The sequence below is a fragment of the Candidatus Margulisiibacteriota bacterium genome (assembly GCA_041658645.1).
Taxonomy (GTDB): Bacteria; Margulisbacteria; WOR-1; order O2-12-FULL-45-9; family XYB2-FULL-48-7; genus JBAZZV01.
In genome coordinates this window covers 1-9,696 of sequence record JBAZZV010000019.1, presented here as the reverse complement: position 1 = coordinate 9,696, position 9,696 = coordinate 1, and the positions used below count along the sequence as shown (strand labels likewise).

Annotated in this window: 3 protein-coding genes; 1 reads left to right on the top strand and 2 read right to left on the bottom strand. The window is 50.2% G+C overall.

What is annotated here, in order from left to right; all coding sequences use genetic code 11:
- On the top strand, positions 1–267 hold a 267-nt coding region (locus tag WC903_09000; GenBank protein MFA5894082.1), incomplete at its 5' end, for a hypothetical protein.
- On the opposite strand, the gene WC903_08995 is transcribed toward WC903_09000, so the two are convergent.
- Both WC903_08995 and WC903_08990 read right to left on the bottom strand, forming a co-directional pair.
- Positions 210–1,193 (bottom strand): PorV/PorQ family protein, encoded by a 984-nt coding sequence (locus tag WC903_08995; protein ID MFA5894081.1) that lies wholly within the window; start codon positions 1,191–1,193, stop codon positions 210–212. The genes WC903_09000 and WC903_08995 overlap by 58 nt on opposite strands.
- Complete coding sequence (locus WC903_08990) at positions 1,190–9,553, bottom strand: FlgD immunoglobulin-like domain containing protein (GenBank protein ID MFA5894080.1); 8,364 nt, start codon at positions 9,551–9,553, stop codon at positions 1,190–1,192. The genes WC903_08995 and WC903_08990 overlap by 4 nt, the downstream gene beginning before the upstream one ends.
- Positions 9,554–9,696: the final 143 nt, after the last annotated feature.

Genomic DNA, 9,696 nt, shown 5'->3' with positions numbered 1-9,696 from the left:
TCTGGGGCCAGCTTCAGGCCCTCGACCCCTCGATTAACTTCCGCCATAGGCGGACAGGCAGGGCAAGCAGGCTCGGGCCAAGGCTGGCGTTCCGGTCTTTCCCCCTTTTCAGAAGAAGAAGAAGAAGAAGAAGAAGAAAAAAAAAAGAAAGCCATCGCCTCCGGAGGGCTGTTTTCTGATTTAAAAATGGGTGGGGAAAAAAGAAGAAATTACCAGATGCCGCTTAACGAAATCCTATGTACATTATCACGGCTCAAATCTTTCTGACTGACATACGCATAATCGACCCGCGTGTGGTTGACTTGGAAACCAGCCCCGGCCGTTAAACCGCTATTTACATAGCCCAACCGCAGGGATAAACCGCCCAGGCTGTATTCGTATCCCCCAGAAAGCTCGGGAGAGTAACCGGTTTTAACGATCTGGGCAATATCAAGGGCAAATAAGCCGGGGTTTGGTGACTTATAGGCTAAACCTAAGCGCAATTTCGGTGGGACTCGTTCAACAGTACCGGTTCCCCATTGTTGTTGGTTAAACAATTCATCGATCTTTAGCCCTATCGTAACGGGTAACGCGTAAGGCGTAACGCGTACAAGGAGGCCAGGCGTAATCGAATACCCGCTCCCCTGCCCGCCGGAAATATTGGTCATATCAGAACTCAAATATTTCGCGGTTAAGCCGAGTGAGACCTTATCCGACAGCTCTTTACCATAGGCGATCAGGTAGGCGTTTGAGAAGTAACTGAAGATGCTGATATTCTGGACTTCGTTGTGGAAATCGACCTCGGCCGAGGTTTGGTTGATATTCCCCAGTCCGACCTGAACCCAGGAGATACCGAGCGTGCCGCCCAGCACCGGCTGGATATAGCTGACGTAGTAATGGTCCGTGTCAGACGATAGTCTCGTCTGCATTGTAGTTATTTCACTCTTGTTGAGCAGACCCAGCCCGGCCGGGTTCCAGTAGGGAGCGTCGGCATTATCCGCGATCGCCGTGAATGCCGAGCCCATACCCAGCGGACGAGCACCAACGCCAGCGTTAAGGACGGCTATGTCGAGGCCAGCCTGACCGGCGGCAAGCGCGGGGAAACCAGAGAAAACCAAGATCGAATAAAGTAATGCGTAACGCGTAACGCGTAAAATGAATTCCTTGCCCGCATTACGTATTACCCTATTCGCGTTACGATTTGAGTTTATCATTTGAGCACCGCTATCTTCCCTCTCCCGGACAGCGACTTATCTCCCAGCCTGGCTATCACTTCGTAAGGATATATCCCATTCATGACCATATCCCCTCTCCCATTCCTCCCATCCCACTCGATATCGTTATATTTTGACCAAATGCTCGATGATTCGCCGTTGGTCGTCCCGTCAAGCTCCGTGACCAGCGAGCCGGTAATGTCGTAGATCCTGATCTTAACCTCGTCGGCATCGGCCCCTAACTTATAGCGGATCTTCGTCTTTTCCCGGTTCGGACTGAACGGATTCGGATAGTTGGTAATGCCGGTCAGGGTCAGGTCGGGCTGGATAGTGAACGACCAGACCTCGGAGGTCGCCGCTTCGTTGGTGGCTAAAGCCGTCACTTTCCAATAATAAGTGTCTTTATCCAAACCGGGATCGAACTCATGGATGGAGTAAGTATAATTAAAGAGCGCTGGGTCCGCGCTGTCCGGCGAGCCGGTATTGGCCGATTTGGCAAATGATTGATTAGCTATTGTGAAGGTATCGTTCTTGGCCACATCTATCTTATATTCAGTCGTCTCCCCCTTATGGTGCTGCCAGGCAAAGGTTGGGCGGATACTGCCTACATTCTGCTTGTTATTATCGGGAGCGGTAAGAATTGGCGCTTCGAAAGTGGCGGATTGGGTTGCCACAGAAATACCTGAAAAATGTCCCACGAAATTAGCCGGTTCTCCAGTAATAATTACTTTAGCATCTGCATCCCCTTGACCAGAAGTGCCCCCAATATATACATAATATGTACCTGCAGATAAATCCGCAACCTTATCGGAGGTTGCCCATGTTGAGGTGTCACCAACATCTTTCAATGTTGCAGTCCAAGCGATAGTTTCATCCGATTTTCTCCTTATTTGATAAACTCCCGTATACGGCCCGTCTGTGCTGCCGGTGTCATTTGCCCTGCATGTTATGTTAATCCTCATGTCATAAGGCAAAGTAAATGTAGAAGAGTCTTTTTCCGATTGCTCATCTCCCCAATCGTAAGTTTCCAACCAATGATTCCACCACCACCCAGCAGTTACTATTTGTGCAGGCCCAGCACTAATGGTCTTTGGCCCACTTTCATATAGATATATTAGATCGCCAAAAGCGGTTGACCAATTACCTGCCCCGTCCCGATACTTAACGTGAGCATATCTTGCCCCATCTCCTCCGGGAAGATTTGCCGGAGAATAAGAGTTGTTATAACCAACTTGCTGCCAAGTGCCCTGCTGATCAACACTTATTTGCATATCTGTAACGCCGGTCAAACCATCCGAGGCCGACAGGGATAGGCTTGCAGTTTTTGAATTTGTGTATTGGGCGCCTTGATTTATTAAAACGGAACCAGAAGGAGGGGTTTGATCTAGTACGATATTGTCCGAAAAGGAACCGGACCAGTTAGTCGCTCCATCTCTAAACTGCACATAAACCGTCTTTGTCCCATCACCAGAAGGAATGGACCAGGGATAAGAAGTCGAATAAGCATATGTGCTCCAACTGCTGTTGTCGTTACTAATTCGCATATGGGTAACTCCGGTTAAGTTATCTGTGGCAGATAGGGTCAAAGTAACAGAGGTTGAGTTGGTATTCGCTGCTCCGCCGTTTATTGAGATGGAACCATCAGTCGGCGGGGTTTGATCTAGTACGATATTGTCCGAAAAGGAACCGGACCAGTTAGTCGCTCCATCTCTAAACTGCACATAAACCGTCTTTGTCCCATCACCAGAAGGAATGGACCAGGGATAAGAAGTCGAATAAGCATATGTGCTCCAACTGCTGTTGTCGTTACTAATTCGCATATGGGTAACTCCGGTTAAGTTATCTGTGGCAGATAGGGTCAAAGTAACAGAGGTTGAGTTGGTATTCGCTGCTCCGCCGTTTATTGAGATGGAACCATCAGTCGGCGGGGCTTGATCTAGTACGATATTGTCCGAAAAGGAACCGGACCAGTTAGTCGCTCCATCTCTAAACTGCACATAAACCGTCTTGGTCCCATCACCAGAAGGAATGGACCAGGAATAGGAAGTCGAATAAGCATATGTGCTCCAACTGCTGTTGTCGTTACTAATTCGCATATGGGTAACTCCGGTTAAGTTATCCGTGGCAGATAGGGTCAAAGTAACAGAGGTTGAGTTGGTATTCGCTGCTCCGCTGTTGATCGAAACGGAACCGGTTGGCGGATCGTCTTCTAAAGTGTTGTCATTATCATATTGCCAGCCACTATCATTGCCCACCTTATCCCTCACCTTTGCCGCAAAGTCGTAGTCAGTTGAATCCGCTGTAAGGGTCGGTGTCCAGGAGTTACTGCTTAACCAATCACTGTAATTCCAGCTGCCGTTATTAACTCTCCAGGCAAACTGATATGCTTGATCATGCAAGCCGGAACCACCGGTGTCTGAAGGATTGCTCACGGAAAGTGCGGGAGTCATATCATTGGTAATGTTTGGATAAGAGAATGCAAAAGTCGGTCCAGCCGTATCGACATAAACATCCTTAGTCTTAACCTCCGCACTATTCCCCGCCTCATCAATCACGGTAACTTTGAAAAGATACTTACCGTCATTAAAGCCGCTGTTGTAAACCGTGCCAATATTGGTCGGTGCCCAGACTAGATCATAGACGGAATTATTGGCCGTTTTGGCTTCCTGGCTGACCAGATTGACCACATACTGGTCAACCCCAGGGTCATAAAGCCCGTTGCCATTTGCATCGCGATAAGTATCGATCGAGACAAAGACCTTGCCGGAATTATCACTGACTTCGTAAGTTAATGTCGTTGATTTAATAGTCGAATTTGTCCCCGGCCCCGGCGCGAAATAATATGGGGCGGCGGAGAGATTGGCAGCAACCGGCATCGTATTATCCACCACGACCGATCTCTTCAGCAGATTGTCAACCGCCGCATTCCCGGCGTAATCCCTGACATCGACCACCATATAATAGGTCCCGTCAGTCACAAACTGGTTCGCGTCGTTTTTGCCGTCCCAGTTCTCATACGTTAGCGAAGCGGAATAAGCGTCGGCCTCAGAAGTTATCGTACGGACAAGATTAGTCAGGCTGCTGTCGCTGTAAACCTTGACCGAGTATTTGCCGACTTTCTTTATTGGGGCCGCCGTCCACGATGCCTCGATCCTTTCCGGCGGCTGGGGAACACCCGAAGCGGGATTGAGCGTCAAGGGGATCATGAAATAGAATCTCGCCCACTTCTGTGCCGGCTCAACGCTGTTCCCGTTCGGTGAAATACAATGCGGATCGGGATTGACTTCAGGGGTCGGTATTATCTTCGCGTTGGAGAAATCTTGCTGATCGGGTTCTTTAAGCGTTAGAACATTATCCTGGATCCAAACCGTGCCGCCCCACTTCTTGAGAGTTAGGTTTCCCGCCCGATCCCTTCCCTCGACAATAAAGGCATATTTGCCGGGGACAGCAAAACCGTCACCGTTAGTATCATAGCTGGTTATATTATCTGTGATCGTCCCTTCCCAGGTAATAGCCCGTTTCCCAGCATTCTGCCAGATATCACTTACCAATGTCTTTATCAGATTGCCGCTGTTAAAATCCGCTTTGGTGTAGGTCGTTTGACTGTCAAAAACTTTGTGAACTTTGACGGTCACCTTTGACGGCTCGGGCAAGCTGTAATAGAAAGTCGTTGACCTATGCACATTCGGATTATTTGGATCTTCATTGGTTGCAAAGCTCCACGGATTGGAAATATCTTCGTCAGGGGTGTTTGGCGCGGCGATCGCCACCGTCGGATTGACCAGATCGATCACAAAACTTTCTGAAGAAGACGAGGTCTCCGCCGTTCCATTATTCATCGCGAAATCATAGCCGGCAATCGAGAGCGCCGCGTTGCCGTTGGTATCACTGCCGGAAATCGTATATTTATAAGTGTATTCACCCGCGCTCAAACTATCATAATTGGCGGGATTGCCATTAACCTTCACTTCCGGATTAAATTTAAGCGGCTCGGAAGAGTTGAAAGTTATCTTGACCTCCGCGCCCTCTTTGGCATATTTTGGTAACTCATTGCCGCTAATTTCGCTCTGAATGCCGCTGAAGACCGGCTTAATCGTGTCAACCACCAACGTAACGGGTAACGCGTAACGCGTAATGTTATCCGCTAAATCTGTAGATTCAACTGTAATCAGCGCCGGGCCGTCGTAGCCAGGAATGGGGTCGAATTTCGCTTCAACCTGACCATTAGCCACCTGCCACTGGCCACTAATAACTAGTAACTGGGGAGACGCGCCATTTTGAGTCACGTAAACCTTCGGCGCTTCTTTTAACGCTTCGCTGACGTTGAACTTGACGCTTACCTGTCCGTTGACGGACGGTATACTGGCCGGGTTGGGCAAGACAGAAAGATCGCTGACCGACGGATTTGTCTTGTCGATCACAAACGTCTTTATTTTGTTGATCGGATTAAGCGCCAGATCGCGAGCCTCGACTGAAACCTCAACCGGCCCTTCCGCGTCTTCATCAATAATCAAATAATGGTATTCGTAACTATTGCCTTCAACCGTCGTCAAGTTGGCGGTTTTGGCCGCTCCGTTATTCAACGTTAGTTTGACCGACGGAGCCGCCTCAAGTGTTTCCGGGAAACTTAACTTTATGCCGACATCGCTGTCCAGCTTCGCGTACGGCGGATCGATCGAAAAATCGGTCGGCTCGGGCACTGAATAATCAACCGTCAGGCTGATCGTCTTGGGAATGGCCGTCCCGTAGAGCGCGTCCTGGCCGCTCACCCTGGCATAGTAATCGCCCGCCGGGAGAGGATTCCCGTCGTTGCCCAAACCGTTATATTCATAAACATACGAACCGGCGGTGTGGTTGAAAGTCTTGCTCCAGACCGCTTCGCTGGAAGAGTTGAGCACTTCGATCTTGACGAGAGCTTCACCCGAGATGTACATCGTCGGGTAATTGACCGAATAGTTAAAGTTGACCGAGTCCTTGGCATCGTCGCCGTTAGGCGAAAAGATCGGGGCGCTAGTCGAGAGATCGACCGTCGGCCGGGCGGAAACCAGCAGGATCGTCCCTTGTTCTTCAACCTTGGCGCCTAACTTGTCTTCGGCCTTGATCACATAGCTGTAATAGCCGTCCAAAGCCATATTTCCCGCGTTGTCCCGGCCATCCCAGTAGAAGGAATAATTACCAGGACCTTGAGGATCGTTGGTAATCAGGTTCTTGACGGTCGAACCGGTCGGCGTCCGGATATCGAGGCCGACGGCATAGTCGGGGACGCCGCCCGCCAGGCCGTAGGATATCCTGGTCAGGTCCGTCAAACCGTCCCCGTTGGGGGTGAAAGTCGCGGGGCTGGCCTGATGGCTAGCCAAGCGGAAAGTATCCGGGCTGGCCGCGAACGCGTCCGTTTTTGCTTCCGCGATATTTTTCGCGCGATCCTCGGCAACGATCTTAAAGTACCTCTCCCCTTCTCCGCTGATCGGATAACTGATGAGATGCTCCCCCGCGGTCTGGCTCTCACCGGTAATGACGGCCGCCAAAAGCATCCCGTCTTTGTCAAAGACGGAAACTTCAACGGAAGAATTTTCAGGAATAGAATAGGTCAGTTCCGCCTTGTTCTTTCGATAGTCGACGGCCAAGCCCTTGACCAGGATGTTGGGCGGGACGTTATCAACCAACACGGTATTCGATGATTCGGCCGGCTTCGCGCCGGGCTTGCCCGCCGAGGCGGGTTCACTAGGGTCCTCGGCCCAGACTTTGAACACATACGAACCGTCCGCGACGCGGTACTTATTGGCTGACGCGGTCGGGCCGTCATAAGCGCTTTCAAAATCGCCGTACCAGCGGGCGATATGCTCACCTTTTCCTTGAAGCTCATCGGCGATCAAGGTTTTGATCGTCTTCCCCTCCGCGCCAACGATCCACGCTTTGACTTTCAGGTTGTCCCGGCCGAGATAATATTTGATCTCCGTAAAGCTGTTGTTCGGGTTGACCGGCGCGAACGGATCGGGCTCGGCGAAAGCATAAGGGATAAGGGTCGGCACGCGATCAACGACGACCGCTTTAATTTCAGAAGTTACCGAATTACCGACCCAGTCCTCGGCATAGACTTCCCAGCTATAGGTGCCGCCTAATAATTCATTCCGCGAACCTCTGCCGTCCCAGGGCCAATCACCGGAGGAGGAAACCTGCGACTGAACGTCGCGGTTTCCTACTGTCGGGTAGACAAAGTTTTCCGTTGGGCCTTCGTGAGTGCGGAATAGTTTGCTATCGTCGCGATAGATGGAGAGCGTCGTGTAGACTGGTTCGCTGAATTTATACCAGAACTTCGTCGTATCTTTTACCCCATCGTCGTTGGGGGTGAAGGGATTGGGATCGGCGTTGAGGCCGAGGATAGTTGGCGGGGTGGTGTCAACGATGGTTTGGCTGATAACATTATTCGCAATATTCCCGGCCTCGTCTATCGCATAGATTATCGTGTTGTAGGCTCCATCGGCCAGCCGCTCACTGATCGGGATTTCGGAAAATAAAATCCATTGCCCCGTTGCGTTATCCCGTCGGTAAAGCTGGAAATTGTCTTTTCCCCAGGTCAGCTTAACTTCTTTGTTGGCTTCCGCCGAGATCTCCTGATTTAACAAATTACGCGTTACGCCACCTGCTCCGAGCGAAGTCGAGGAGTTCGCGTTACTCATTACGGAGAGGTAAATTTTCCCGTTTTCGTTCGTCTTCAGCGCATAGTCAACGCTATCGTACTTCCCGTCCCCATTTGGCGAAAAGGCATAGAGATTTTGCTTCGCTTCTACGCTGGGCGGCACGGTGTCTTTAATGATCGTCACATCCGAAAAGGTCATCACATCGGCGGTATCTTTCGGATGGGAAGTTACATAGATGGTGTTTTTCCCTTCCGTAATTAGCGCGACGTCTTTAAATTCAAAATTCCCTTTAGGGTCGGCTACCCCTCTCCGCGCCGTCCCGACTTCCGATCCTTCGATCGGAACGTCGGGACCCCCGCCGCTACCGTTTAGGAAAGGTGGCGGGGCATCGTTCTTGCCGACCACATAGAGATCGAGAATTGAATCCGGTTCTGCCGTTCCGTGGATATTGACCGTCTCCTTGTTGGTGATGTACCGGTCGGCAAGAACGATGGGCGCGGAGAGGGAAAACTTCCCTGGGAGCAAGGCGTATGTCGAAAAATGGTCCAAAGGGGCGTAAAACGCGTATTGCAATTCCCCGTTATTGAGCTCCACTTCCTGCCTGTTCCCGGCAACGATCTGCAAATCCCCGCCCGCCGTCACTTGATGGATATTCATCGGAAGATTTAATTTGCTTTCTCCAGGTTCAGGCAGGGGTTTGCTCATATCCCAAAGCCCCAACTTCGGATCGGCAAGATCGTCAAATGTATAAATAAACTTGAGCGTCGGCTTCTTATCTAAATCAAATTTCCAGGGCGACGGCTTGATCTCAACAATCGGGCCCGAGGTGATGATGATAGGCCGGTTTCTGATGTATATCTCATTCATTGCCACCGGCGTAATTGTTACCAGCTGGTCTTGAGGGAGTTTTGAGCCATTAACAAAAGCCCCTTTGGGGAATTCAAGCTGGGCCCGCTTATATGTGCTGTAAGCCGACATCTTTACCTCTTTCTCAATCAGCGTGCCGATTGAAACATCTTTGGTCGCGATATAACTGCCGGATTTTATCAATACGGTGTATTTCCCGTTTAACCGTCCGACATTCCACCAGCCGAGGCGGCCAGACGCGCCGCTGTTTGAAGTTACAAAAGTTTTCCAGGTCTTGCCGTCGAAATACATCAGTTCGTAAGGACCAGAGGCGTTGCCTAACACTTCCACATAGCGGGATTCGGAGGCATCAAGTTTAAGCTTGAGTTTGATCTTGTCGCTCTTCCAGTGCGATTGCCAATCTTTATCGCTGGTGGTATCAACCTTTTCTAAGACAATATCTTTATTCGTCCCACCGGTTTTGTCTTTTAAAGCCACATTCCAGCCGGTGATTACCACGTTGGGATTATCAATCGGAGAATTGCTCGTCCTGCCAAAGGGGTCGTTCTTGACAAACGTATATTTAAGAGCGGAAACCGATTGATAATCATCTTTAACGCTATAAAAGTCGGATATTTTAAGCTCCCGCCTGCCGTAAAATTCTTTTTCGTTAAAAATTAATCCTGGACTTTTAATTAGTCCGGCGGTTGGCAGAAGAGAATTGTCATCGTTGGTGGTCCAATTTATTCCCGCCGTAGCTAAATCTTCCGCTCCATAAGTCGTGTTTTTGTCGCCGCTTGAAGGAGACACTTTAACGCCCGAAGTATTGCTGGTTAACGAGTATTTCACGTCATTGACGTAGTCGGGAAGTGGCAAGAACTGGCCGAAGCTCTCCGTCGCGCCCCAAGCGCTTTTACCCGCGGCCTTATCAAACCTGACCTGACCGCTGCCGCTAAGTAAATTCCGATTATTCGCCGCCGCTTTTCTTTGGTTTAATTCGGTGGGATCAAGCTCCCAGA